Source organism: Arthrobacter sp. JUb119 (assembly GCF_024807995.1).
GTDB lineage: Bacteria > Actinomycetota > Actinomycetes > Actinomycetales > Micrococcaceae > Glutamicibacter.
Map to the genome: position 1 here is coordinate 394,361 of NZ_JANUFE010000003.1, position 23,856 is coordinate 418,216.

The 23,856-nt window shown below is 63.4% G+C and carries 23 protein-coding genes; 13 read left to right on the plus strand and 10 right to left on the minus strand.

The window, feature by feature from the left end:
- Positions 1-31: 31 nt before the first annotated feature.
- The 3 genes from M2368_RS10790 to M2368_RS10800 form a co-directional block, all read right to left on the minus strand.
- Entirely contained in the window at positions 32-2,116 is a 2,085-nt protein-coding gene (locus M2368_RS10790; RefSeq protein WP_332504215.1) for an ABC transporter ATP-binding protein, read from the minus strand.
- Complete coding sequence (locus M2368_RS10795; RefSeq protein ID WP_498724446.1) at positions 2,117-3,850, minus strand: ABC transporter ATP-binding protein; 1,734 nt, start codon at positions 3,848-3,850, stop codon at positions 2,117-2,119.
- A 306-nt stretch (positions 3,851-4,156) separates the two neighbouring features.
- Positions 4,157-5,170 (minus strand): LacI family DNA-binding transcriptional regulator, encoded by a 1,014-nt coding sequence (locus tag M2368_RS10800; RefSeq protein WP_498724447.1) that lies wholly within the window; start codon positions 5,168-5,170, stop codon positions 4,157-4,159.
- 362 nt (positions 5,171-5,532) lie between these two features.
- Between M2368_RS10800 and M2368_RS10805 the strand changes: the two genes are divergently transcribed.
- From M2368_RS10805 to M2368_RS10820, 4 genes are read left to right on the plus strand one after another with little or no spacing between them, the layout of a single operon-like run.
- Complete coding sequence (locus M2368_RS10805; RefSeq protein WP_022875664.1) at positions 5,533-6,867, plus strand: ABC transporter substrate-binding protein; 1,335 nt, start codon at positions 5,533-5,535, stop codon at positions 6,865-6,867.
- A gap of 5 nt (positions 6,868-6,872) precedes the next feature.
- On the plus strand, positions 6,873-7,793 hold the full coding sequence (locus tag M2368_RS10810; RefSeq protein WP_402741556.1) for a carbohydrate ABC transporter permease: 921 nt from the start codon (positions 6,873-6,875) through the stop codon (positions 7,791-7,793).
- Entirely contained in the window at positions 7,793-8,629 is an 837-nt protein-coding gene (locus M2368_RS10815) for a carbohydrate ABC transporter permease (RefSeq protein WP_498724448.1), read from the plus strand. Before M2368_RS10810 ends, M2368_RS10815 begins: the two co-directional genes overlap by 1 nt.
- Before the next feature lie 28 nt (positions 8,630-8,657).
- Positions 8,658-11,045 (plus strand): glycoside hydrolase family 3 N-terminal domain-containing protein, encoded by a 2,388-nt coding sequence (locus tag M2368_RS10820; protein WP_498724449.1) that lies wholly within the window; start codon positions 8,658-8,660, stop codon positions 11,043-11,045.
- Positions 11,046-11,061: 16 nt separating this feature from the next.
- Here the strand turns inward: M2368_RS10820 and M2368_RS10825 are convergent, their stop codons facing one another.
- The gene (locus M2368_RS10825; protein WP_498724450.1) at positions 11,062-11,745 is read right to left on the minus strand and encodes a GntR family transcriptional regulator; all 684 of its coding nucleotides are present in this window, start codon (positions 11,743-11,745) and stop codon (positions 11,062-11,064) included.
- A gap of 115 nt (positions 11,746-11,860) precedes the next feature.
- Between M2368_RS10825 and M2368_RS10830 the strand changes: the two genes are divergently transcribed.
- Genes M2368_RS10830 through M2368_RS10855 form a run of 6 tightly spaced genes read left to right on the plus strand, consistent with a single transcriptional unit; the run spans position 11,861 to position 18,336 of the window.
- A complete protein-coding gene (locus M2368_RS10830; RefSeq protein WP_498724451.1) occupies positions 11,861-12,850 on the plus strand; it encodes a sugar phosphate isomerase/epimerase family protein in 990 nt (329 codons plus the stop codon).
- 37 nt (positions 12,851-12,887) lie between these two features.
- Complete coding sequence (gene dhaL, locus M2368_RS10835; protein ID WP_498724452.1) at positions 12,888-14,603, plus strand: dihydroxyacetone kinase subunit DhaL; 1,716 nt, start codon at positions 12,888-12,890, stop codon at positions 14,601-14,603.
- Between the two features lie 31 nt (positions 14,604-14,634).
- Positions 14,635-15,102: a ribose-5-phosphate isomerase gene (locus M2368_RS10840; protein ID WP_402741550.1), complete on the plus strand. Its 468-nt coding sequence runs from the start codon at positions 14,635-14,637 to the stop codon at positions 15,100-15,102.
- A gap of 46 nt (positions 15,103-15,148) precedes the next feature.
- Positions 15,149-16,114, plus strand: a complete 966-nt coding sequence (locus tag M2368_RS10845) for a 3-hydroxyacyl-CoA dehydrogenase family protein (protein WP_498724453.1) — start codon at positions 15,149-15,151, stop codon at positions 16,112-16,114.
- 6 nt (positions 16,115-16,120) lie between these two features.
- Positions 16,121-16,918, plus strand: coding sequence for a triose-phosphate isomerase family protein (locus M2368_RS10850; RefSeq protein ID WP_498724454.1), 798 nt, complete (start codon positions 16,121-16,123; stop codon positions 16,916-16,918).
- Positions 16,915-18,336 (plus strand): GntP family permease, encoded by a 1,422-nt coding sequence (locus tag M2368_RS10855; protein WP_498724455.1) that lies wholly within the window; start codon positions 16,915-16,917, stop codon positions 18,334-18,336. Before M2368_RS10850 ends, M2368_RS10855 begins: the two co-directional genes overlap by 4 nt.
- Before the next feature lie 135 nt (positions 18,337-18,471).
- On the opposite strand, the gene M2368_RS10860 is transcribed toward M2368_RS10855, so the two are convergent.
- Positions 18,472-19,713, minus strand: a complete 1,242-nt coding sequence (locus M2368_RS10860; protein ID WP_498724456.1) for an amidohydrolase — start codon at positions 19,711-19,713, stop codon at positions 18,472-18,474.
- Between the two features lie 141 nt (positions 19,714-19,854).
- Complete coding sequence (locus M2368_RS10865; protein ID WP_105656086.1) at positions 19,855-20,505, minus strand: 4a-hydroxytetrahydrobiopterin dehydratase; 651 nt, start codon at positions 20,503-20,505, stop codon at positions 19,855-19,857.
- 190 nt (positions 20,506-20,695) lie between these two features.
- On the opposite strand from M2368_RS10865, the gene M2368_RS10870 reads away from it, so the two are divergent.
- Positions 20,696-21,232, plus strand: coding sequence for a hypothetical protein (locus M2368_RS10870; RefSeq protein ID WP_498724457.1), 537 nt, complete (start codon positions 20,696-20,698; stop codon positions 21,230-21,232).
- Complete coding sequence (locus M2368_RS10875) at positions 21,232-21,687, plus strand: DUF421 domain-containing protein (RefSeq protein ID WP_133834812.1); 456 nt, start codon at positions 21,232-21,234, stop codon at positions 21,685-21,687. The genes M2368_RS10870 and M2368_RS10875 overlap by 1 nt, the downstream gene beginning before the upstream one ends.
- Positions 21,688-21,761: 74 nt before the next feature.
- On the opposite strand, the gene M2368_RS10880 is transcribed toward M2368_RS10875, so the two are convergent.
- Genes M2368_RS10880 through M2368_RS10895 form a run of 4 tightly spaced genes read right to left on the minus strand, consistent with a single transcriptional unit; the run spans position 21,762 to position 23,187 of the window.
- Positions 21,762-22,100 carry a hypothetical protein gene (locus M2368_RS10880; RefSeq protein WP_332503933.1) on the minus strand — a complete coding sequence of 113 codons (339 nt, stop codon included), beginning with the start codon at positions 22,098-22,100 and terminating at the stop codon, positions 21,762-21,764.
- A complete protein-coding gene (locus tag M2368_RS10885; protein WP_332595007.1) occupies positions 22,091-22,687 on the minus strand; it encodes a cysteine hydrolase family protein in 597 nt (198 codons plus the stop codon). The genes M2368_RS10880 and M2368_RS10885 overlap by 10 nt, the downstream gene beginning before the upstream one ends.
- On the minus strand, positions 22,684-22,896 hold the full coding sequence (locus tag M2368_RS10890; RefSeq protein ID WP_498724458.1) for a metallothionein: 213 nt from the start codon (positions 22,894-22,896) through the stop codon (positions 22,684-22,686). The genes M2368_RS10885 and M2368_RS10890 overlap by 4 nt, the downstream gene beginning before the upstream one ends.
- Positions 22,897-22,932: 36 nt before the next feature.
- On the minus strand, positions 22,933-23,187 hold the full coding sequence (locus tag M2368_RS10895; RefSeq protein WP_332728707.1) for a hypothetical protein: 255 nt from the start codon (positions 23,185-23,187) through the stop codon (positions 22,933-22,935).
- 193 nt (positions 23,188-23,380) lie between these two features.
- On the opposite strand from M2368_RS10895, the gene M2368_RS10900 reads away from it, so the two are divergent.
- Positions 23,381-23,797: a CBS domain-containing protein gene (locus M2368_RS10900; protein WP_402696762.1), complete on the plus strand. Its 417-nt coding sequence runs from the start codon at positions 23,381-23,383 to the stop codon at positions 23,795-23,797.
- The last annotated feature ends 59 nt before the right edge of the window (positions 23,798-23,856 follow it).

Sequence of the window (23,856 nt, forward strand, 5' to 3'; positions counted from 1 at the left end):
CCAGATGCCGGGGTCTTCGCGACTCAAGGTCCTACTCGGTTTCTTCCTTTGCTTCCGGTGCCATGTCACTGGCCACCGTGGCTCCGGCCGCTACCGCGGGCACCGCAGCCGTATCCGGATTCGCATCCACGTCCTCGGCCGGGCCGGCGAACTGCGACTGGTACAGCCGGTAGTAGGCGCCCTGGGTCCCCAGCAGGTGCTCGTGGTTGCCCTGCTCCACGATCCGGCCGGACTCCATCACCAAGATGGTGTCCGCGTCGCGGATCGTGGACAGCCGGTGGGCAATCACGAAGCTGGTGCGGTCGCTGCGCAGCGCGGCCATCGCCTGCTGCACCAGCAATTCGGTACGGGTATCCACCGAGCTGGTCGCCTCGTCCAGGATCAGCAGCGACGGGTTGGCCACGAACGCGCGGGCAATGGTGATCAGCTGCTTCTCGCCGGCCGACACGTTGGTGCCTTCCTCGTCTATGATGGTGTCGTAGCCATCGGGCAGCGCGCGCACGAAACGGTCCACGAAGGTCGCCTTCGCGGCCGCGATCACTTCCTCATCGGTCGCATCCAGCCGGCCGTAGCGGATGTTCTCCATGATGCTTCCGCCAAAGAGCCATGCGTCCTGCAGCACCATGCCCACCTTCGAGCGCAGATCAGCGCGGGAAAGATCGGTGATATCGCGGTTATCGAGCATGATCTTCCCGGAATTCAGCTCGTAGAAGCGCATCACCAGGTTCACCAGCGTGGTCTTGCCCGCGCCGGTCGGCCCGACAATCGCCACGGTGTGCCCCGGATCCGCATCGAAGGACAGGTCCTCAATCAGCGGCTTGTCCGGGGAGTAGGAGAAGGACACATTCTTGAAGGAGACATGCCCGTCGGCGCGGGCAGGAAGGCTGTCCTGCGCGTCGTCCGGTTCCTGTTCCTCCGCGTCCAGCAGCTCGAAGGTGCGTTCAGCCGAAGCCACGCCGGACTGCAGCATGTTCGCCACGCCGGCAATCTGGCCCAGCGGCTGGGTGAACTCGCGGCTGTACTGGATGAACGCGGTCGCGTCGCCCAGGCTCATCGTGCCCGAAGCCACGCGCAGCCCGCCCACCACGGCGATGCCCACGTAGGCCAGGTAGGACACGAAGTTCATCACCGGCATGATCATGCCCGAGACGAACTGGGCGCCGAAGCTGGCCTTGTACAGTTCCTCGTTGCGCGCGGTGAAGCGGTCCACCATGTCCGCTTCGCGGCCGAAGACCTTCATCAGCTCGTGGCCGGAGAAGGATTCCTCGATCTGCCCGTTCAGCGCCCCGGTGTTCTTCCACTGCGCGGTGAACAGCTTCTGCGCCCGGGTGCCGATAATGCCCGCGGCAGCTGCCGAAAGCGGCAGGGCCACCAGCGCGATCAGCGCCATCTGCCAGGAGACCACGAACATCATGATCACGATGCCGATAACGGTCATGGCCGAGGAGACCAGCTGGCTCAGCGCCTGCTGCAGCGCATTCTGGATGTTGTCCACGTCGTTGGTCACGCGCGAGAGCAGATCGCCGCGCTGGCGCGTGTCGAAGTAGTTCAGCGGCAGCTTGTTGATCTTGTCCTCGACGTCCTTGCGCAGGTTGTAGACCACGCGCATGACCAGCTTGTTCAGCAGCCAGCCCGAGGCCCACGAGAAGAGCGAGGCAACGAAGTACATGGAGAGCACGATCAGGATGTACTGCGAAAGCTGGGTGAAGTCGATGCCCTGCCCGGGGACGAAGTCCACCTTGGAGAGCATGTCGGCTTGGGTTCCCTGCCCGGAGTCGCGCAGCTGCTGGATCACCAGCTCCGCGGGCGTGCCGGCCGGGATGTTCTTGCCGATCAGCCCGGCGAAGATCACGTCCATGGCCTTGCCCAGGATCCGCGGTGCGATCACCGAGAGCACCACGTACACGGTGATCAGCGCGAACACCAGGACCATGCCCAGCTTGTACGGGGACATCAGCCCGACCAGGCGCTTGGCCGATGGCCAGAAATGCTCGGCCTTGCGCACCGGGGCGCCGCCGCTCCAGTCATCGACTCCCGCCGCGGCATCGAATTCATTGACGTCCGCAAGCTCGCTTTCGAGCTGTTCCGGATCGATATTCTTCTGCTTCTTCGCCATTTAGGCCACCTCCTCCACGCTCAGCTGGGATGCCACGATTTCCTGATAGGTTTCCGAGGTTTCGAGCAGTTGCTCGTGGGTACCCCGGGCCACGATTTCGCCATGGTCCAGGACCAGGATCTGGTCCGCACCGGTAATGGTCGATACGCGCTGGGCCACGATGATCACCGCGGCGTCCTTGGTCGGTTCGGCCAGGGCCGCACGCAGCCTGGCATCGGTGTTCACATCCAGTGCCGAGAACGAATCATCGAACAGGTAGGTGCTCGGCTTCGCGGCCAGGGCCCGGGCAATGCACAGGCGCTGGCGCTGTCCGCCGGACACGTTGGTGCCGCCCTGGGAGATCTTCGAATCCAGCTGGCCTTCGCGTTCGGCGACGAAGCCGTCGGCCTGGGCCACTCTCAGCGCATCCCACAGGTCATCTTCGGTAGCGTCCTGGGCGCCGAAGCGCAGGTTGCTGGCGATGGTCCCGGAGAAAAGGTAAGGGCGCTGCGGCACCGCGGAGATGTTCCGCGAAATGGTGTCGCGTCCCAGTTCCCTCAGCGGCACCCCGCCGATCAGGATTTCGCCTTCGGTGGCGTCGTAGAGCCGCGGGATCAGGTTCAGCAAGGTGGTCTTGCCCGCACCGGTGGAGCCGATGATGGCAGTGGTCTGCCCCGGCTTGGCGGTGAAGGAGATATCGTTGAGCACCGGCGCCTCGGCGCCGGGGTATCCGAAGCTGACGTTCTTGAATTCCACGGTGCCCGGGGTGGGCAGCGCGAGCTGCCGTTCGGCGGCGTCGAGCATGCTCGGCTCGCTGTCCAGCACCTCGGAGATGCGGTCGGCCGAAACCATGGCACGGGGAATCATCATGGCCATGAAGGTACCCATCATGACCGCCATCAGGATCTGCAGCAGGTACTGCAGGAAGGCGGTCAGCGCGCCGACCTCCACCTGGTTGTTATCCACCCGGTGCCCGCCGAACCACAGCACGGCGGCGGTGGACAGGTGCAGGATCATGGTGATCGCCGGGAACATCAGCACGAACAGGTTGCCGACCTTGACACCGAGGTCGGTCAGCTTCTGGTTGGCGTCTGCATAGCGCTGCGTCTCATGCTCTTCGCGCACAAAGGCGCGCACCACGCGGATGCCGGTGATCTGCTCGCGCAGCACGCCGTTGATCCCGTCGATGCGGGTCTGCATATCGCGGAACAGCGGCATGAGCTTGATGACCAGCAGGCCCACGACTATGAGCACCAGCGGTACCGAAACCCAAACGAGCCAGGACAGTCCGGGATCTTCGCGGATCGCCATGATCACGCCGCCGATGGACATGATCGGCGCCGTGATCATGAAGTTCAACGCCATCAAGGTGAGCATTTGGATCTGCTGCACGTCGTTGGTGCCGCGGGTGATCAAGGTGGCGGCGCCGAATTTGTTGACGTCCTGTGCCGAGAAGGTCGAGACCTTCTCGAAGACCGACTGGCGGATGTCGCGGCCTACGCTCATGGAGGTCTTGGCCCCGAAGTAGACGGCGGCCACCGCGGTGGCTACCTGGATGAGGGCCACCACCAGCATCAGTCCGCCGGTGCGCCAGATGTAGTCGATATCGGCTTCGACCACGCCGACGTCGATGATCCTGGCGTTCAGGCTAGGGAGATAAAGAGTGGCCACGGTGGTGGCCAGCTGCAAAATGACTACGGCAATGATCCACCCCGTGTACGGCTTGGAGTGTTTCAAGATGAGCTTGAGAAGCATGTGGGAAATCCTCGCTGGCATCAAGCTCTCCGGCATGCTGGACCTTCGGATTAAGGGCAGCGTGATTGAAGAGCGATTGCCAGTCTAGCGCTCGCCTTGGACACTTTGAATCATCCTTGCGATTGATTTTTATCAATCACTGGCAAGCACCCGCATTCCCGCAGGATCCCGGGCATGGTGGCGTTAATCATAAACCGTGTACTTACGGGCAGGACAATCGCCCGGGATTCCTGAAACGCCAGTAAGCCGCTCAATCCGCGTGACCGCACCGGGGCGGCGAAGACCGCCCACCTGCAGCTTGCGCCGCTACTTCAAGGCGGCTGTTGATTCGCGGACCACGAGCCTGGTCTCCAACTGGAAAGGATGGGCGAATCTGCCCGGATCATCAGCCAGTGCCAGCAGCCTCTCCACGGCGATTTGCCCCATGGAGTCCAGGGGCTGGCGCACTGTGGTCAACGGCGGCGACATCCACGACGCCGCAGACGCATCGTCAAAGCCAACCACGCTGAGCTTCTGCGGAATCCCGATGCCCAGCTCCTCCGCCGCACGCAGCACGCCCAGCGCCACATCATCGGAAACCGCGAAGATCGCGGTCGGCGGATTCTCTGCATGGAGCATTTTCAACGCTGCCGCACGACCGGATTCAGGCGTAAAGCTATCTCCTGCAACAAGGGATTCCTCAACCCGGACGCCGGCTTCCTGCATTGCGGTGCGGAAGCCCTGCAGCCTCTCCCCAGCCGGCACCGAATGGCGTGGCCCGCTGGCGAAGCCGATTCTCCGGTGCCCTAGGGCAAGGAGATGCTCAGTTGCCTGCTTTCCCCCTTGCCAGTTGGTAGCCCCGATGGAAACCATATGCTCCGCATTGGGCGCGGAGGGATCAATGACGATCACCGGCAGCTCATGGCTCCTGCACCAGCGGACCTTGCTGTCTTCCAGGAAGGTCGTGACAAGAACCAGCCCGGCGACGCCGTTCTTCACCTGCTCCCGCAGCCAGGCCATCGATAGCACGTCATGCCCCCGGGCCTCGCCCTCGATGCAGGTATTGACCAGTTCAACCCCCGCGCGTTTCGCGGCGCGGATTGCCCCATTGAGCACCGTTGCCGCATACGGGCTATTGAAGTGGTCGAAGACGATAACCACTGGCTGGCGGCTATTGCCCTCTTTCGAACGGCGGCGGGGCGCATATTCCATGTCTTCGGCAATGGCCGCGATTTTCCGGCGCACCGACTCGCTGACGTCCCCGCGATCATTGAGCGCCTTCGAAGCCGTTGACATTGACACGCCCGCGGCCGCGGCAACGTCCTGAAGTCGAATAACCACAGAGCCACCTCCTAATCATGCGTTCTGTCGATCGCCCAGCTCTCGACTCGCATCATATGTGATGCACGACATAATATATCGCAAATCTTCCAGCGCCACTACGAAACTTTCGAAACATTCTCACGACCAAAACGAACTAAAGGGAGATTTCCGCACGTCGACCGTCGCCACATTCGATCCTTGAATGCTGCATTAGCGCTGATTCATAGCGAGAATTCAGAAACTCATACTTCCGGAATTCATCCTTGACGAGACCTGCGCCACACTATAACCTTTCTCCACCGCCGCGAACTTTCCGAAACTTTCGTTCGCATGCGTCGGTTGATTGTTGTCACGCCCCTGCCAAGCAAAGGAATCCCGCAATGCGCAACGCCAAGAACTCGCCCTCCTTATCTCCGCGGAAGTTCAGCACCCCGCGGCGGCTGCTGGTTTCGGCAGCCATGATTGCCCCACTGGCGCTGTCCGCCTGTGGCGGCGCGCAACCGGGCGGAGAAGCCAACGGCGAATTCTCCGCTTGGGCGCTGACCGGTACCCAGCAGAACGCGTTCAAGGATTCCTTCGCCCAATGGAATGAGGGAAATCCGGAGCAGCCCATCGCGGCCGATTTTTTCGCCAACGATGCCTACAAGGAAAAGGTCCGCACCGCAGTCGGTGCCGGCAATGCACCAACACTGATCTTCAACTGGTCCGGCGGCACGCTAGCGGACTACGTGGCCAACGGCAATGTCGTGGATCTGACCGGCAAGGTCGATGCGCTGGAGGAACGTGCCATCGAGGCCATCGAGAAGACCGGTGAAGTCAACGGCGTGCAGTATGCCGTCCCGAACAACAGCACCCAGCCGGTGGTGCTCTACACCAACAAGAAGCTCTTCGAGCAGGTAGGCGTCGAAGCCCCCACCACCTGGCAGGAAACCCTCGACGTGGTCAAGGCCTTCAAGGCCGAGGGCATCACTCCCTTCGCTGTCGCCGGACAGAGCCAGTGGCCCTACCTGATGTGGATCGCCTACCTGACCGACCGCATCGGCGGCCCGGAGGTCTTCCAAGCCATCCAGAATAACGAGCCCGACGCCTGGAGCCACCCAGCGGTCACCGAGGCATTAACCAAGATCCAGGAACTGGTCGATGCCGGCGGCTTCGGCGATTCCTTCGGCTCCGTGGTTGCCGACGCGAACGCCGACGCCGCCCTGGTTCACACCGACAAGGCCGCCATGCTGCTGCAGGGATCCTGGCTCTACGCCGGGTTCAAGGCCGATGCTCCGCAGTGGTATGAGGAAGAGAACCTGGGCTTCGCCCCATTCCCGACTATCGAGGGAGGCAAGGGCGATCCCTCGAATATCGTGGGCAACCCGGCGAACTTCTGGTCGGTGTCGGCTGATGCCTCCGAGGAAGCCCAGCAGGCTGCTTTCGAGTACCTCAACGACTACACGCTCAATGAGGAATCGGTGAAGAGCTTCATCGGCCTGGGCCTGGTGCCTTCCGTTGACGGTGCCGAGGAAGCCATCGCCGCTAGCGAGGACTCGGACTTCCTTGGCTACGCCTACAAGTCGGTGCAGGACGCTCCGAACTTCCAGTTGTCCTGGGACCAAGCACTGGCCCCCGACCAGGCACAGGTCCTGCTGACGAACCTGTCGCAAATTTTCCAGGGTTCCATTACCCCGGAGCAGTTTGTGAAAACCATGAACTCGACCATTAAGTAGCCCTGATGCTGATGAAATCCCATACTGCGCCGGTGCGGTCGCGCCAACGGCGCGCCACCAGCATCGGCCCGAGCAATTGGCTGCTGGCACCGGCACTGGTGTTCTTCGCCGTCTTTGCCCTGGTTCCGCTGCTGGGCGTGGCCGTACTCTCGTTCATGCACTGGGACGGGCTGGGCACCCCGTCCTTCGCGGGCATGGCCAACTGGCAGCAGACCTTCTCCAACCCGGTCACGCTGAACGCCATGTGGCTCACTTTTGCCATGACCGTGCTGTGCTACCTCACCCAGGCGCCGATCTCCATACTGATTGGCGTGTTCATGGCTGGCGAGCAGAAATATCGTGCCGTGTACTCGGTGCTCTATTTCCTGCCGCTGCTCTTCTCCGCAGCCGCCGTGGGCATCGCTTTCAAAGCGCTGCTGGACCCGAATTTCGGATTGTCCAAGGCCTTCAATATCGGTCTGCTGAGCCAGGACTGGCTCGGCAGCACCGATCTGGTCTTCTACGTCCTGATTTTCGTGATCTCGTGGTGCTTCGTTCCCTTCCACTCGTTGCTCTACCAAGCAGCGGTCAGGCAGATCCCCACCTCCATGAATGAGGCGGCCATGCTCGACGGGGCGGGACGCGTGCGCACCTTCTTCTCGGTCACGCTCCCGCAGATCAAGTACACAGTCATCACCAGCTCCACGCTGATGATTGTCGGGTCCCTGACCTACTTCGATCTGGTGTTCGTGATGACCAACGGCGGTCCGGGAAATGCCACGCGCATCCTGCCGCTGGATATGTACCTCACCGGGTTCCGCAGCTACCAAATGGGTGCGGCCAGCGCCATTGCAGTGATCCTGGTGGTCGTGGGCCTGCTGGTCTCGCTGCTGCTGAACAAATTCAGCGACACCAACAAGATGGAAAGCCAGCAGGAGGGCGCCTGATGAAACTGCAAACCAAGAGCGGCTACGCTCCGAACGTTCCCGGCGGTCTCGCTGCAACCTTCTGGCTGCTGGTCACCGTGGTGCCGATCTACTACATCGTGCTCACCAGCCTGAAGCCACGCCAGGAGTATTTCAGCTCCAACCCGCTGGCATGGCCGAAGGAACTCAGCTTCGAGGCCTACGGCCGGGTCCTGGAAAACGACTTTGCACTGTACTTCTTCAATTCCGCTCTAGTCACCGTGGTGTCGGTCGCGGTAGTGCTGATGATTTCGCTGCTGGCAAGCTACGTGATTGTGCGCAACCGCGGAGCTTTCGCGAAGTTCAGCCACCGGCTGTTCCTGCTGGGCATTGCGATCCCCATCCAGGCGACCATCATCCCGGTCTATTACATGATCGTGAAAATGGGCCTCTACGACTCATTGCTGGCTTTGATCCTGCCGAGCATCGCCTTCGCCATTCCGATCAGCGTCCTGATCCTGACCAACTTCCTGCGTGATGTTCCTTCCTCGCTCTACGAGGCCATGACGATAGATGGTGCCAGCCACTGGCAGATGTTCCGGTTGCTGGTACTTCCCTTATCCAAGCCAGCCATTATGGCCGTGGGCATCTACAACGCATTGCAGGTATGGAACAGCTTCCTCTTCCCGCTGGTCCTGACCCAGAGTTCGGAAGTGCGCGTATTGCCCTTGTCCCTGTGGACCTACCAGGGCGAATTCGCAGTGGATATCCCGGCGGTACTCGCCGCCGTGGTCCTCTCCTGCGTCCCGATCCTCGCGGCCTACATTCTCGGCCGCCGCCAGCTAGTGGCAGGCCTGACCGCTGGCTTCAGCAAGTAATCCCCAAGAACTTCTGCAAAGGAACATTGTGAACTCCAATATTTCGCCCTGGCATGACGCTAGCCAGCCAATTGCCACCCGCGTCGAGGCCTTGATGGCCGAGATGACCATCGAAGAAAAGGTCTCCCAGCTCGGTTCATTCTGGATTCGCCCGGCAGAGCGCAACAGCAATGGCGAGGGCAACGTGGCCCCCATGGAAAACACCTTCTCCAAGGATCATGCTAGTTTCGACGCCGAAATTGTTGATGGCTTGGGGCAGATCACTCGCGCCTTCGGGTCTGCACCGCTGGAACCCTCCGAGGGCAGGGCCCGGCTGGCCGAGCTGCAGCGCAAGGTCATGGCAGCCAACCGCTTTGGCATTCCTGCCCTGGCGCATGAAGAATGCCTGACCGGTTTCACCACCCTGGGCGCCACCTGCTACCCCGCCTCGATCGCGTGGGGCGCCAGCTGGGATCCGCAGCTGGTGGGCGAGATGGCTACGCGCATTGGCGCGGATATGAAGAAGGCCGGGGTGCACCTGGGCCTGTCTCCGGTGCTCGACGTGGTACGGGATTACCGCTGGGGCCGAGTGGAAGAAACCCTGGGCGAAGATCCCCACCTGGTCTCGGAGCTGTCAACTGCCTATGTGCGTGGCATCCAGGGCTCCGGGGTCCACGCCACCTTGAAGCACTTCGCGGGGTACTCCGCTTCGCGCGCCGGACGCAACCATGCCCCGGTGACCATCGGGCATCGTGAATTCGAGGATGTCATCCTTCCTCCCTTCGAACGTGCTGTGCGCGAAGCCGGCGTGAAGTCGGTGATGAACTCCTATTCGGATATCGACGGCGAGACCCCCGCGGCCAGCCACCGGCTGCTCACCGAGGTGCTGCGCGAACGCTGGGGCTTCACCGGAACCGTGGTCTCTGATTATTGGGCCATCAGCTTCCTGGAAACCATGCACCGCATTGCCAAGGACCAGGACGAGGCCGGCATCATCTCGCTGGCCGCCGGGATGGACGTCGAGCTGCCCGAAACCAATGCCTTCCGCAACCTGGCCCAGGCCGTGTCCGACGGCCGGCTCAATGCCCAGGTGCTGGACACTGCGGTCCGCCGCGTGCTGGTGCAAAAGGCCGAGCTCGGGCTGCTGGACGCAGGATGGTCGCCGGAAGCGGATTGGGAAGGTGAGCAGGTGGACTTCGACTCGCCCGCCAACCGCGCCCATGCGCGAAAGATGGCCGAAGAATCCATCATCCTGCTCAAGAACACCGGGATCCTGCCGCTAGACGCCCAGACGGCTCCCGCATCCATCGCCGTGGTGGGCCCTTCGGCCTCCCAGCCGCGAGCCCACCTGGGCTGCTACTCCTTCACCAACCACGTGCTCTCGCGCTTCTTCGGCGAGGATGCCCACGGCATTGAGTTGCCGTCCATTCTTGATTCGCTGCGCGCGGCGCCAGGTCTTGCCGGAACCCAGATCAGCTACGAGCGCGGTGTCGATTTCACCGATCCGGATGGCAGCGGCATCGCTGCTGCGGCAGACGCCGCCCGCGCGGCCGAGGTGGCCATTGTGACCGTCGGCGACCTCGCGGGCCTCTTTGGCCGCGGCACCTCCGGGGAAGGGTGCGATGTGGTGGACCTCTCGCTGCCGGGCCGGCAGGCTGATCTGGTTGAAGCCGTGCTGGCTACCGGCACGCCGACCATCCTGGTGCTGGTGACTGGTCGTCCGTACTCTCTGGGCTCCTTCGCCCAGCGGGCCGCCGGAATCGTGCAGGCATTCATGCCCGGCGAGGAAGGCGGACCGGCCCTGGCCTCGGTGCTGACCGGAGCGGTCAATCCCTCGGGCAAGCTGCCGGTGCAGATCCCCGATCATATCGGCGGGCAGCCCGGCACCTACCTCCAGCCCCCGCTAGGCTGGTACTCCGATGGCGTGTCCAACCTTGATCCGCGGCCGCTGTATCCCTTCGGCTACGGATTGTCCTACACCGGATTCGAGCTGTCGGAACTGCAGATCTCGGCTGCAGAAATCGCCAATGACGGCACCGTGGAGATCTCGGCGACGGTCGCGAACATCGGAGAGCGCTCGGGAGCCGAGGTCATCCAGCTCTACCTGGGCGATGATTTTTCCTCGGTGGTCCGGCCGCGCCGCTGGCTGGCCGGTTTTGCCAAGGTGGCGCTGGAGGCAGGCGAGTCCAAGCGCGTGAGCTTCTTGGTGCACGCGGATCGCACCTCATTCACCGGGCTGGAGAACCGGCGCATCGTGGAACCTGGCAGCTTTGCCGTCCAGCTGGGCACCAGCAGCGAGGATCTGCCGTTGGCCGGTTCCTTCGCGATCACCGGTGAAGTGCGCGAGGTCCCGGAGGGACGAGTCATGGATACGCCGGTGAAGGTGAGCCCTGTGGCTTCGCAGCAGCTCCAGGAAGCTGCGCCCAGCGGAGCCTAGCGGGGCTGTCCAATAGCTATTCGCTGCTGTCTTCCACCGCTCGCCGACCGACACCTTCGAGATGCTTCTCCATGGCTGCTCGGGCGGCGTGCGGATCCCCGGCTTCGAAGGCCTGGAGGATTCTGGTGTGCTCGGAGATGGCGCAATCGGCGTCGGTGACGCCGCGTCCGGCGAAGAGCCGGAAACGCTGCACCTGGCCGCCGAGGGCCTGGAAGGCGGTAAGCAGGAAGGGGTTGCCGGTGAATTCCGCGATAAGCCGGTGGAAGTCCTCATCGGCTTTCCAATAGTCGCGGAATTCGCTGTAGGACCCGCCGGTCGGGGCGGTGCGCAGCCGCTCGATGGTGTCGGCGAGCTGTGCCACCATGTTCCCATCGGCCCGGGCGCAGGCCAGTTCCGCATTCTCGGCTTCGATGAGTTTCCGAACGGCCACCAGCTGGCCATGTTCTTCTGCCGTCATCAGCGGCGCCACCCGATAGCCCTTGAGGGCCGCTCGCCGCACCATTCCGGTGTGTTCCAAGCGCGCCAAGGCTTCTCTCACCGGGGTCGGCGAGACTCCCAAGTCGCGGGCAATTCCGTCGATGCTCAACGCGGCGTCAGCCTCGAATCGCCCATCGATCAGGGCGGCGAGCAGCTCCTCATGCACGCGATCAGCCAGTACCTGGCGTGAGGGCAGCGAGGTTTGGGAAAAGACGGAAGCCATCAAACCATCATATATTCGTCGGCACGCATTGGGTCTACCTTCCAGATCAAGCTATTGACACAGATCACACTTTCGTAGATCCTATAGGATATTGGATTCAAATATTGGAGGCAGAATGACCTATACCGCAGCCGACTGGCCGATCACCGCAGCCCTGCTGCAGTTCCCCCACGAACTGCGCTCCGGAGGCACCGTCCAAGACGCCGATGCCTCAGTGTGGCTCGACGTATTCACCGAAGTGCGCGAAGCCGGCTTCGCCAACGTCGATCTCTTCGACGGCTGGGTCCGTCCCGGCGATCTCAGCACGCAGCGCTTGGATGAGCTCAAGGCCACCGCGCAAGCGGCCGGCGTCGGCGCACCAGCCATCTCGGCCATCCGCCGCAGCGTCATCGATGCGCGGAACTGGGAAGAGAATCTGGCCTACAGCCACCGCACCCTGGAGGCCGCCGCCCAATTGGGTTGCGAAGTCGTTTCCTTCGGTTTGCACCAGGCCCTGACTGCCGCGCAGCGCGAGCAGCTGTGGTTCTGGACAGTTGAAGGCCACCAGGATCCTGTGGGCGACAGCGAAACCTGGGAGAAGGCGGTAACGAGAATCCGCGAGCTGGGCACCCATGCCGCCGAGCTGGGGCTCCTGGTCTCCCTGGAAATGTACGAAGACACCTACATCGGCACCGGCGACTCGGCCGTGCGCCTGCTCCAGGACATCGACCTGCACAACGTCGGGCTGAACCCGGACCTGGGCAATCTGGTGAGGGTGCACCGCCCCATCGAAGACATCCACGAGCTCATCGCCAAGACCATGCCCTACGCCAACTACTGGCATGTGAAGAATTATCTGCGCGATGAGAATGTGGTCCGCGGGCAGTTCTCCGCCGTGCCGGCCCCGCTGGAAACAGGCGTGATCAGCTACCGCGAAGCTTTCAAGGTGGCCCTCGAGCACGGTTTCCAGGGCATCATCTGCACCGAGCACTACGGCGGAGACGGACTAAGCGTCAGCGCCACCAACCAGCGCTACCTGCGCGAGCAGATCCTGCCCAAGACCGCCGACTACCAGCTCGGCACCCCCTTGGTTGCCCAGGGCCGCCAGCAGCTCCAGGCGTCCTAGTCCGTTTCCCGACAAGCACAAGCAGGTTCCAGAAGACATGACAAAAATCTTTGACGATCCCACAGGATTCGCTGATGCAGCCATCGACGGCCTGGTCGCGGCCCACCGCAACCGCCTGGAACGGGTTGACGGCGGCGTGGTTCGCGCCAGCGAGATGAAGCAGAACCAGGTTGCCGTCGTCATCGGCGGCGGCTCGGGGCACTACCCGGCCTTCGCCGGCCTGGTCGGTCCCGGCCTGGCTGCCGGCTCCGCCTGCGGCAACCTCTTCGCTTCGCCTTCCGCCGGGCAGATCTACCGGGTGGCCAAGGCCGCCTCCACTGGCGGCGGGGTACTGCTCAGCTACGGCAACTACGCCGGAGATGTACTGCATTTCGGCCAGGCCGCTGAACGGCTGGCCGCGGACGGAATCGAAACCCGCACCGTGGTGGTCACTGACGATATTGCCAGCGCCCCTCCGGAACGCAAGCATGAACGCCGCGGAATCGCCGGGGACCTGACCGTCTTCAAGATCGCCGGGGCCGCTTCGGAAGAAGGTGCGGACCTCGACGAAACCGTCCGCTTGGCGCAGAAGGCCAACGAGCGGACCCGGAGCCTTGGCGTGGCCTTTGACGGCTGCACCCTGCCCGGTGCCGACGCCCCGCTATTCCACGTTCCGGAACAGGGCATGTCCCTGGGCCTGGGCATCCACGGCGAACCGGGGATCTCCGAGCACCAGTTGCCTACCTCCCGCGAGCTAGCCGAGCTGCTGGTCACCCGGCTGCTGGCAGACCGTCCAGCCGAGTCAGGTAACCGGGTCGTGCCTCTTGTCAACGGCTTGGGCACGGTCAAATACGAGGAGCTCTTCGTGCTCTTCGGCCACGTGGAGCGGCTGCTGAGCGCCGCCGGCCTGCAGGTAGTTGAGCCAGAATGCGGTGAATTGGTCACCAGCCTGGACATGTCCGGTGCCTCGCTGACCCTGTTCTGGGTGGACGAGGAACTCGAACGGCTCTGGAGCGCCCCGGCCGATACTCCGGCCTTCCGGCGCGGCAACCTCACGACCGCCGAGCGCCGCAACTTCACGGTGGACGACACCGAGGAATCGGCCCACGAGGTGGCCACCGGAGCTTCGGCGCAGCTGGGCCAGCAGGCCGCCGGGCTGCTGGAAACCACACGGGAAATCATCGTGCGCCACGAAGCGGAACTCGGGGATCTCGACGCCATCGCCGGGGACGGCGACCACGGGATCGGCATGCGCCGCGGCATCGAAGCGGCGGTCGGTGCCGCTAAGGCCGCGGCCGGAAACCGCAGCGTGCGCGATGTCCTGGCTGCCGCCGGCGAGGCATGGAGCGAGAAAGCCGGAGGAACCTCGGGCGCCCTCTGGGGAGCCGGAATCACCGCCATCGGAGTGTCGCTGGGCAACCGCGAGCAATACAGCGCCGCCGATCTGGCCCACGCTGTCGAGTCCTTCGGCGCTGCGGTCATCACCCTGGGCAAAACGGATCTGGGCGACAAGACCATGGTCGATGCGCTGCTCCCCTACGCGCAGGCCATCCGCGAAGGCATTGACGCCGGCAATCCGGTGGACCAGGTCCTGGAAGACGCGGCCGGCAACGCCGTGGCAGCGGCGGCGGCCACGGCGAATCTGCGGCCGAAGAAAGGCCGGGCCCGCCCCCTGTCGGAGAAATCGCTGGGCCACCAGGACCCGGGCGCGTATTCCTTTGCCCTGATCGTTGCCGGCCTCGCCACGCAGCACGCCAGCAGCACCCTGGCCTGACCCCACGAAGCACAGCAGAACGAGGAAAGCTATGGAAAAGAAACTGAAAATCATCATCGGCAACGACGAAGCCGGAGTGGACTACAAGCTCGCACTGAAAGCCCTGTTCGAAGCCGATGACCGCGTGGAATCCGTGGTGGATGCCGGCGTGGGATCCAACGACTCAACGGCGTACCCGCATGTTGCTGTCGCCGCCGCACGGCGGGTGGCCGCGGGCGAAGCGGACCGCGCGCTGCTGATCTGCGGCACCGGCTTGGGTGTCGCGATCGCCGCCAACAAGGTTCCCGGCATCCGTGCCGTCACCGCCCATGACTCCTACTCGGTGGAGCGTTCGGTGCTCAGCAACAACGCCCAGGTGCTCACCTTCGGCCAGCGCGTCATCGGATTGGAGCTGGCTAAGAAGCTGGCCACCGAATGGCTAGGGTATGAATTCGACGCCACCAGCGGATCCGCTGCCAAGGTCGACGCAATTTGCTCATACGAGCCCGAAGCAAACTAAGCCCGCTGCAAGGCCAACTCATCAACTTCCCAGAAAGACACACATTATGGATATCAAAGTAGCAATCATCGGTTCGGGTTACATGGGCGGCGGCATTGGCCAGGTGCTGGCCTTGGCCGGTGCACGCGTAGCCTTGGCCGATACCTCGGCAGAGGTTGCGCAGAAGAACCTGGAACGCCTGCTGGCCGAATCTGTTGATTTCGAATCCCGCGGCCTGTTCCCGGAAGGCGCCACCGAAATCCTGAAGCAGAACCTGTCGGCGGCGCCATCCTTGGAGGAAGCGGTTGCCGGGGCGCAGTTCATCGAGGAAGCAGTCCCCGAAATCCTGTCCATCAAGCACGACATCCTCCGGCAGATCAGCGCCGCCGCGGATCCGGAAGCCGTCATCGGTTCCAATACCTCGACCATCTCGATTGGCGACATGGCCAGTGCCGTAGCTAATCCGGAGCGCTTCCTGGGCGTGCATTTCTCCAATCCCTCGCCCTTCATTCCAGGCGTCGAGATCATTCCCCATGAGGGAACCTCCCAGGCAACAATCGACACGGCCGTCGGATACGTCGAGGCCACCGGCAAGGAGACAGCGGTGGTCAAGGACGTCACCGGTTTCGTCCTGAATCGCCTGCAGTACGCGCTCTTCCACGAAGCTACCCAGCTGGTGGAGGATGGCGTTGCCTCTGCCGAGGCCATCGACACCCTGGTCCGCACCACCTTCGGCTTCCGCCTGCCGTTCTTCGGTCCCTTCGCGATCGCCGACATGGCCGGGCTGGATGTATACAACTTCTGCTACACCTCCCTGCAGTCCGACTTCCCTGAACGCTTCGCCACCCCAGGGATTCTCACCGAAAAGATCGAGGCAGGCAAACTGGGCACCAAGTCCGGCGGGGGCTTCCTGGATGTGCCTGCGGACCAGCTGCCGGAGCTGATCGCCTACCGCAACGAGGCGTACGTGAAGATGGGCAAGCTGCTCAAGGAACTCGGCCCGGCGCCCCTGGCGACGCAGAACGCCCAGTAGCGGTCCATGTCCGCGATCATTCGCCCCGAATCCCAATACATTGGCGTCAGCACAAAAATGTATCTGGGCTACGCACGGTCCCTGGCTTGGCTCGAAGGGATCCGCGAGCAACTGCTTGCGCACGATGCGCCAGGGACAGCAACCTCAGACGTCGTTGCCTTTGTTGCTCCGTCCTTCCCGGTGCTCGAATCAGCGGCGCGGATACTGCGCGGTACAGGGTGCCAATTGGCCGCACAGAACTGTGCGGCCTCCGAGGGTGCCATCACCGGTGAGGTCAGTGCCGGGATGCTTGCAGAGCTCGGGGTGCAGATCGTGGAGCTGGGGCATGCCGAACGACGTGCAGACTTCGGTGAAGACGACCATGTGGTGGCAGCCAAGGTACGCGCTGCCGCCGCGGCCGGCCTGCGCCCCCTGCTGTGCATCGGAGAGCTGGAACACGGCGACGCGCCAAGCGCAGCACGCCAATGCCTGCAGCAGATCGCCGCAGCGCTGGGCAGCGGGACCCAAGAAGCGGTCGATCCGGCCTCGGTGCTCTTCGCCTATGAACCGGTCTGGGCGATTGGCGCCGCCCAACCGGCATCCGCCGAGCACATCAATGCCGTATTGGGGATTATCCGCAAAGAACTGACCCGCGGCGAAAAACCCGTAGCGATGATTTACGGTGGCAGCGCAGGCCCGGGCCTGCTCCCCCGCCTTCCCGAGGCCGATGGCCTCTTCCTGGGCCGATTCGCCCATGACCCAGCCAACTTCGGCCTCGTGCTCGATGAAGCGCGCGCCCGCCAAATTCAACTGGAGACCCCATGATTCAATTGACCTCCCTCAGGGTGGCAGCAGCTACGGCACCCGAGGCGACGCTGCCCATTCCCGTCCTGCTGCTGATCGCGGTGCTGGCCATAGCCTTGCTGCTGTTCCTGATCATGAAGGTGCGCATGCATGCGTTCTTCTCATTGATCATCGTCAGCTTGCTGACCGCGGTCGCCGCCGGAGTGGGCGCACAGGATCTGCTCGACACCATCGTCGGGCCCTTCGGCAAGACGCTGGGCAATGTGGCGATGCTGGTGGGATTCGGCGCGGTGCTGGGACGCATTATCGAAACCTCCGGCGGCGCCCAGGTGATCTCCGGGAAGCTGATCGGCCTGTTCGGCGAGAAGCGCGCCCCGCTGGCGTTGTCCGTCGCTTCCCTGCTCTTCGGATTCCCCATTTTCCTCGATGCCGGCTTCATCGTCATGCTGCCCATCATCTACACGGTGGCGCGCCGGGTGGGCGGCGGACTGCTGCGCTACGCGCTGCCCTCGGCGGGCGCATTCCTGGTCATGCACGCACTGGTGCCACCGCACCCGGGACCCGTTGCAGCTGCCGGAATCGTCGGCGCCGACGTCGGCCTGGTGCTCATGGTCGGACTGCTCGTTGGCCTTCCTACCTGGTATGTTGCCGGATACCGGCTGGCGCTGGTGCTCGCCGCCCGCACCCAAATGGTTTCCGTCCCCGAGCTGCTGGGCAAGCCCAAAGAAGACCAGGAGAACCCGCCGAGCTTCGGGGTAGTGCTCAGCCTGCTGCTCTTGCCGCTGGTCCTGATTTTCATGAATACCGGATTCAAGACCCTGCAGGCCACGGGCGCGGTACCGGAAGATGCGCTGTGGGTCCAAATCCTGGTATTCATCGGCAATACCCCCATCGCCTTGCTGATCTCCACCTTGCTGGCCATGTATCTGCTGATCATCCGGGGACATGAGGGCCCGACCGGCGGGGCCCTGGAGAAAGTTGTCGACGACGCGCTCGCTCCGGTCTGCTCGATCATCCTGATCACCGGCGCCGGCGGCATCTTCGGCGGGGTCCTCACCGCCACCGGCATCGGCGGGGCGATGGCTTCGAGCCTCCAGGCCGTGGGCATGCCGCTGATCCTGGCTGGCTTCCTGATCGCCGTGATCATGCGCGTCGCCCAGGGCTCCGCCACCGTGGCCGGCACAACGGCCGCCGGGCTGATGGCTCCGGCCGTTGCCGCTTCCGGCGACCAATCACCGCTCGCGCTGGCCTGCATCGTCGTGGCGATCGTCGCTGGCGCAATTACCCTGTCCCATGTGAACGACTCGGGCTTCTGGCTGGTGAGCCGTTTCCTGGGCATCTCCACGAAGACTGCACTGTCGACGTGGACCGTGATTGCCACCGCCATCGGCGTGATGAGCTTCGCGCTGTGCTGGCTGCTCTACGCATTGGTGGCATAGGCACAATACCCGCGGGCGTTGAATACCCGCCGGCGGCACTGGATGGGCGAGCTGCCCGGCGAACCGATCGGTTTGCCGGGCAGCTCGCCCATTGGCGTCACTAGTTGCCCCGGACGGTGGACATCACCGTTCTGCCTAGTCCTGTGCCCCGTGGCCCAGATAGGCCAAAGCGGCCACCACCTGGGTGCGGGTCGCGGTTTCCAATGTCGGGTTGATGGCCGGGGCGAAGAATGGCGAGTGGTTCGCCGGGATCTTCGAGGCGACAGTCCCTTCGGCGAGCGCTGCCTGGTAGGTCTTTGGATCGGCGCAGCCCACGGTCCAGTAGACGTACGGGATCCCGAAGGCATCGGGAATGGTGCTGAAGTCTTCCGAGGCGGTGGCCGGGTCAGCCTGGTAGACCTGCCCGTCGGCGAAATGCACTTCAAAGGCCTTGGTGACCTTCTCGTTGGCCGCCGCGTCATTGCTGGTCAGCGGGAACTGGTCGTAGAACTCGAAGTCCGGTTCCTTGGGCGAGCCGGCCGCGGCGCATTCGCCGCGCACGATGCGCTGGATGGAGTCGATGACGCGCTGGCGCAGCTGGAGATCATAGGTGCGGATGTTCAGCAGCAGCTGGGCCCGGTCCGGGATGATGTTCGCGGCGCTGCCGGCGTTCAACGCGCCGACGGTCAATACTGCGAACTGCCCGGGCCGGGTTTCACGCGAAACAATGGTCTGCAGCTTGAGCACGATGGACGAGGCCAAGACCACCGGGTCCACCGAATTATGCGGCATCGAACCGTGCGCCCCGCGCCCGTAGACGGTGACGCGCAGGCTGTCGCCGGCGGAAAGGATCGGTCCCGCGGTGGTGCCGATTTTCCCGGCTTCGACAGGCATCACGTGCTGGGCCAGCGCCACATCGGGCTTCGGTATCCTCTCCACCAGCCCATCGGCCACCATGGCCTTGGCCCCTGCGGCGGTCTCCTCGGCTGGCTGGAACAACGCCAGATAGGTGCCGGACCAGCGCTCGCGGTTCCCGGCCAGGAACCTGGCCGCGCCCAGCAAGGTGGCCATGTGCATGTCATGGCCGCAGGCGTGCATGGCACCGGGGACCGTGGAGGAATATTCCAGCCCGGTGTCCTCGGCGACCGGCAGGGCATCCATGTCGGCCCGGGCCAGTACCACAGGCCCCTCGCCGTTGCGCAGGATTCCGACGATTCCGGTACCGCCGATCAGGCAGGTTTCACAGCCCAGATCCTCCAGTTCCTCGCAGATTCGCGCCGAGGTCTCGTGCTCGGCCAGGCCCAGCTCCGGATGCCGGTGGAAATGCTTATAGAGCTCCTCCTGCCAGGGCAGCTGCTGCGAGATCGAGGCGGTGATTTCCTGTGCGGTGCTGCTCATTGGCTTCCTTCCATCGCGCCCAGCATCTGAGCCCCTAAGGCCCCGCTGGCTTATCCGCTGTCAATCTATCCCCTGGCCGGCAGCACAGTCCAGAATCCGGCCGATTGCAACGGGAGAAATCGCCGGCTCATGCCAAGGCCGCTAGCGGTCCTGCTCGGTGCAGATGCAGAAGCGGTTGCCCTGGTGGTCGCTGGCTATGGTGAAAGCGGGAGCGCTGCGCTCATCGAGCACCGCACCTTGGCTCTCCAGCCGCGAAAGCACGCCGGCGCTTTCGGCGTGGGGAACCCACACATCAAGATGCAGCCGGGAGGGATGAGGCGTCGGTGTGTCCTGGAACCAGATGGCCGGCAATCTGCCCGCTGGATCGGCAAGGCTGCCGTCGGGCTGCTCGCGGTAGCCCAGTCCAGCGGCCCACTGTCCGGATATGGCTTGGGCGTCGTCGGTGTCGATGCCGATTTCCACCACCTTGATCAAATCCAGGCGCGCCTTGGCATGCAAGGCGGCGGCCCGCTGCGAGATTTCCGAGGCCAGCGCGAGGTCCCTTTCGGTGATGTCACCCCCGGCGTCGTGGGACACGGTCGAAACGAACAAGAGGTTGTAGCGCCAGTCCACATCCGGATGGTGGTTGGCCATCTGCGCTGCGCCAGCGATGTCGCTGAACAATTCAATGGCCTCTGCCGAGCTCTTGGTCTCGTACACGGTGCAGAGCTTGCCGGCCAGCTTGCGCCACTGCGGCAGAGTCTCCAGCCGAGAGGCCAATTCGGTGCTTTCAATGCGGTCGTTTACGGTCATGATCTCCTCCTCCTGGTGCAACTGTGGCACCACTTCCGGGCCGGCTCAAGCGGTCGGCCGCAACGCACAGGTTGGCAACAGCGCCAGCCGCTGCGAACTGGATGCCGCCTGTGAACCGGAACTCCGCTGGTCCTGGCGCAGGCGAATCGGCTTAGCCTCGATAGCAAGAGCGCAAGGAGGGCAGAATCCCATGCTGAATATCTTCCAGGCCAAGATCAGCGACTCGACGCTGGATGACATCACCTCGGAGGACAGCAATCGCAGACGCCGGCTGCTGAGCCTCGCCGCCCTGCTCGTGATTGCAGCCTTCGTACTGGCGGCTCTGCTGGGCGCATTCGACCAGAAGAAGAGCATGGAACAACAGGCCGACGGCTTCACGGTCCAGCTGCAGTTTCCCGCGGTGGTCCGTGCTGGCAATGAAATCCAGCTGAGGATTGAGATCACCTCTGCCGACCCTTTGCCCGAGACCATCACACTGGACCTGAGCGAGGACTATCTCGTGCTCTTCGAGGACTTCTCGGCCTTTCCCGAACCCGAGTCCGAGTCGAGCCGAGCTGACGGAACCATTGAATTCGAGGTGGCCCCGGCACCGGGGTCGCGGCAGATGGTTGCCACCCTCACGGGCCGGGCTTCGGACGAATGGTCGCCGAGCGCCAAGGGCGTGCTCGGAATTACGGTCAACGGCGAAAGCACCGACCTGAAGATCAGAACTTGGAGGATCCCCTGATGGAAATAGTCATCCGCGCAGCCACCGCCTTCATCATCCTGTGGCTGGTCACGCGCGCCGCCGGCAGATCGACCCTGGGCGAGCTCAGTTCCTTCGAGCTGGTGCTGTTCGTCGTCCTGGGCGACCTGGTTCAGCAGGGCATCACCATGGAGGACCGTTCGCTCACCGGCAGCCTGCTGGCAGTATTCACTATGGTGGTCTTGGCCGCTGCGCTGAACTTCGCCAATATGCGCTGGCCCAAGCTGGGCAAGCTGATGCAGGGCCGCCCGATTGTGCTGATCCGCGACGGGGTCCTGGACCGCAAGGCCCTGCACAACGAGCGCATTGGGCTGGACGAATTAAGCATGCTCGCCCGCCAAGCAGGCATCGAGAACTACAGCAGCATCCGGCTGGCGATCCTGGAAGCCAGCGGCAAGATTTCCTTCTTCACCCAGGAAGCCGAATCCCGCCCGTGACCATGGGATGGCAAGGGCAGAAGGGGCATCCCTGAATGGGATGCCCCTTCTGCGGTTCTCAGCCCACCGGTGCGCTACTGCTGATCGGGTGTTTCGCGCTGGTCCGGCAGGTTGGCGGTCCGCTCGGCGTCCAGCCCTTGCTCGTCATCCTGGTCGGGGTAGTCCAGCAGCGTATCGTCGACCGGACGCTGCCCGTCAATCGGTTCGGGAAGCAGCGTATCGGGATTGAGCGCCAAGGGATCGCCGTCGTTTTCCTCCAGCACCCGGTCTGCTCCGCGCAATGGATCCTCGGCGTCCTGGGCCTGGGGTGCATCCGATGACCCAGCCGCCGGCTGGCTATCGCGCCCATCCAACGGCTCGTCCGTGTCCGAGTCCTTGCGCACGTCGTCGAATTCAGAATTATTCAGTGACATTCCAGCTCCTTCTCGTGTTTCCAATCGGAAATGATTTCCAAGGTGGTCTTCAGCTTCTGCCGATGCTGCTTGCGCATGAATTCCAAGGTAGTCCCTTCGAAATCCGGGTCGGCCGATGCGGTGGCGTCGGTGGCCACCGCCACCGGCAAGTTCGCAGCGAAGGCATCGGCCGCGGTGGCGGAGATGCACGTCTCGGAGGAAACCCCGGCGAGCACCAGCGAACTGGCGCGGTGCTGCAGCAGCAGGTCCTTGAGCGCCGTATTCCAGAAAGCGCTGTCCCTGCGCTTGACCACCTCGATGGCCCCGTCCAGTTCCAGCTCCGCCAGGTACGCGGCCTGCTCCGTTCCTTCGAACAGGTAGCCCTGGTCGTCTTCGAGCATCTTCAGCGTCCAGGTGGATTTGTCTTCCTTGTGCACGGTGCGCACGCTGATCACCGGGTATCCGGACGCTCTCGCCGCTACGGCCAGCTGGTTGCAGCGGGCTGCCAGATCCTGGCGGGCCAGTGCCAGAACCGGGTCCTCGAAGAATCCTTCTTGCAGGTCAATGAGCAGCAGCGCGGGGTGGCTGAAGTCGCTTGTCGCGCTCATGGCTCAGCGTGTTCGGCGCAGTGCTGGCAGCAGTACGCCTTCTGGACGTGGTGGACGGCGTGGTCCAGAATGGCGCAACCGCAGTGCGCGCACCTTTCGGCCATGGCGTGGATGGCGCATTCGAAACTGTCGAAGCGGCCCGAGCGCCCGTTCCGGCTGAGCGTGAACACCGTTTCGCTTGCATTGCCGCAGATATCGCAGGTCTGCATGGATTGCCTCCTGAACTCGGATTGGCCATGGAACAGCTAGCGGTCCCCTTCGCCTTCGGAATACTGGTCTTCCGGGGAATCGTCGAGGTCGGGGTCGGCTCCTTGGACAGGAGGCAGGTGATTGCCGGGCTGCTCCAGGTCCTCTTCTGATGGTTCCCCGGAGTCGGCTGGCAGGTGCTCATCGTCGGGTTGCCCCAGCGGCCAGAGATTCTCAACCAGGTCCTTGTCAGGATCCTTGAATCTGTCGGCAGCATGCGAAATGGCATCTTTGGCTTTGTCGATGAATCCCATGGTCATTCTCCTCACGTTGCGTTTCCCGGTTCTCTACCAACTACCAGCTATTGGCGGCACAAGTACATGATTAATCGGCTGTTGCCAGAGTCGAGGGGGCGCATCTGCAAGCTCGCTGGCAATGGTTGAAGACCAGCTTGCTGTGCTGGAGCGTGGAGGGTGTCCCAGAGGAATACGCGAAAGGAGCACGATCATGGTTGCAGCCAAGGAACTAATGACCTCGCCTGCCAAATGCGTCAAGGAGCAGGACTCGATTCAAGTGGCCGCCCAGATGATGAAGGACCTCGGGGTCGGCATGCTGCCGATCTGCGGCAAGGACAACCGCCTGGCCGGCACGATCACCGACCGCGACATTGTCATCAACTGCGTTGCCGACGGCGTCGTGACTTCCAGCACCAAGGTGGCCGATTACGCCCAGGGCAAGCCGGTCACCATCGGAGCAGACGACTCGGTCGAAGAAGCCATCCGCACCATGCAGGAACACCAGGTGCGCAGGCTTCCGGTCATCGACGGGCATTCGCTGGTCGGAATGCTCGCCCAGGCGGACATTGCCCGCTATTACGACCAGCAGAGCACCGGCAATCTGGTCGAGGGGATTTCCCAGGACTAGAGCAGCCAGCTCAGCAGGATCGCAGGGCAGAGCGTCCGGGAAAACCATGGTTTTCCCGG

What these genes read in the sequence shown, in the direction of transcription:
- M2368_RS10885 (WP_332595007.1), bottom strand. Translation starts at nt 22,687, where the DNA reads ATGAGCGCGACAAGCGACTTCAGCCACCCCGCGCTGCTGCTCATTGAC.
- M2368_RS10855 (WP_498724455.1), top strand. Translation starts at nt 16,915, where the DNA reads ATGATTCAATTGACCTCCCTCAGGGTGGCAGCAGCTACGGCACCCGAG.
- dhaL (WP_498724452.1), top strand. Translation starts at nt 12,888, where the DNA reads ATGACAAAAATCTTTGACGATCCCACAGGATTCGCTGATGCAGCCATC.
- M2368_RS10900 (WP_402696762.1), top strand. Translation starts at nt 23,381, where the DNA reads ATGGTTGCAGCCAAGGAACTAATGACCTCGCCTGCCAAATGCGTCAAG.
- M2368_RS10845 (WP_498724453.1), top strand. Translation starts at nt 15,149, where the DNA reads ATGGATATCAAAGTAGCAATCATCGGTTCGGGTTACATGGGCGGCGGC.
- M2368_RS10840 (WP_402741550.1), top strand. Translation starts at nt 14,635, where the DNA reads ATGGAAAAGAAACTGAAAATCATCATCGGCAACGACGAAGCCGGAGTG.
- M2368_RS10880 (WP_332503933.1), bottom strand. Translation starts at nt 22,100, where the DNA reads ATGTCACTGAATAATTCTGAATTCGACGACGTGCGCAAGGACTCGGAC.
- M2368_RS10865 (WP_105656086.1), bottom strand. Translation starts at nt 20,505, where the DNA reads ATGACCGTAAACGACCGCATTGAAAGCACCGAATTGGCCTCTCGGCTG.
- M2368_RS10890 (WP_498724458.1), bottom strand. Translation starts at nt 22,896, where the DNA reads ATGCAGACCTGCGATATCTGCGGCAATGCAAGCGAAACGGTGTTCACG.
- M2368_RS10870 (WP_498724457.1), top strand. Translation starts at nt 20,696, where the DNA reads ATGCTGAATATCTTCCAGGCCAAGATCAGCGACTCGACGCTGGATGAC.
- M2368_RS10795 (WP_498724446.1), bottom strand. Translation starts at nt 3,850, where the DNA reads ATGCTTCTCAAGCTCATCTTGAAACACTCCAAGCCGTACACGGGGTGG.
- M2368_RS10790 (WP_332504215.1), bottom strand. Translation starts at nt 2,116, where the DNA reads ATGGCGAAGAAGCAGAAGAATATCGATCCGGAACAGCTCGAAAGCGAG.
- M2368_RS10815 (WP_498724448.1), top strand. Translation starts at nt 7,793, where the DNA reads ATGAAACTGCAAACCAAGAGCGGCTACGCTCCGAACGTTCCCGGCGGT.
- M2368_RS10860 (WP_498724456.1), bottom strand. Translation starts at nt 19,713, where the DNA reads ATGAGCAGCACCGCACAGGAAATCACCGCCTCGATCTCGCAGCAGCTG.
- M2368_RS10850 (WP_498724454.1), top strand. Translation starts at nt 16,121, where the DNA reads ATGTCCGCGATCATTCGCCCCGAATCCCAATACATTGGCGTCAGCACA.
- M2368_RS10825 (WP_498724450.1), bottom strand. Translation starts at nt 11,745, where the DNA reads ATGGCTTCCGTCTTTTCCCAAACCTCGCTGCCCTCACGCCAGGTACTG.
- M2368_RS10810 (WP_402741556.1), top strand. Translation starts at nt 6,873, where the DNA reads ATGCTGATGAAATCCCATACTGCGCCGGTGCGGTCGCGCCAACGGCGC.
- M2368_RS10830 (WP_498724451.1), top strand. Translation starts at nt 11,861, where the DNA reads ATGACCTATACCGCAGCCGACTGGCCGATCACCGCAGCCCTGCTGCAG.
- M2368_RS10895 (WP_332728707.1), bottom strand. Translation starts at nt 23,187, where the DNA reads ATGGGATTCATCGACAAAGCCAAAGATGCCATTTCGCATGCTGCCGAC.
- M2368_RS10805 (WP_022875664.1), top strand. Translation starts at nt 5,533, where the DNA reads ATGCGCAACGCCAAGAACTCGCCCTCCTTATCTCCGCGGAAGTTCAGC.
- M2368_RS10875 (WP_133834812.1), top strand. Translation starts at nt 21,232, where the DNA reads ATGGAAATAGTCATCCGCGCAGCCACCGCCTTCATCATCCTGTGGCTG.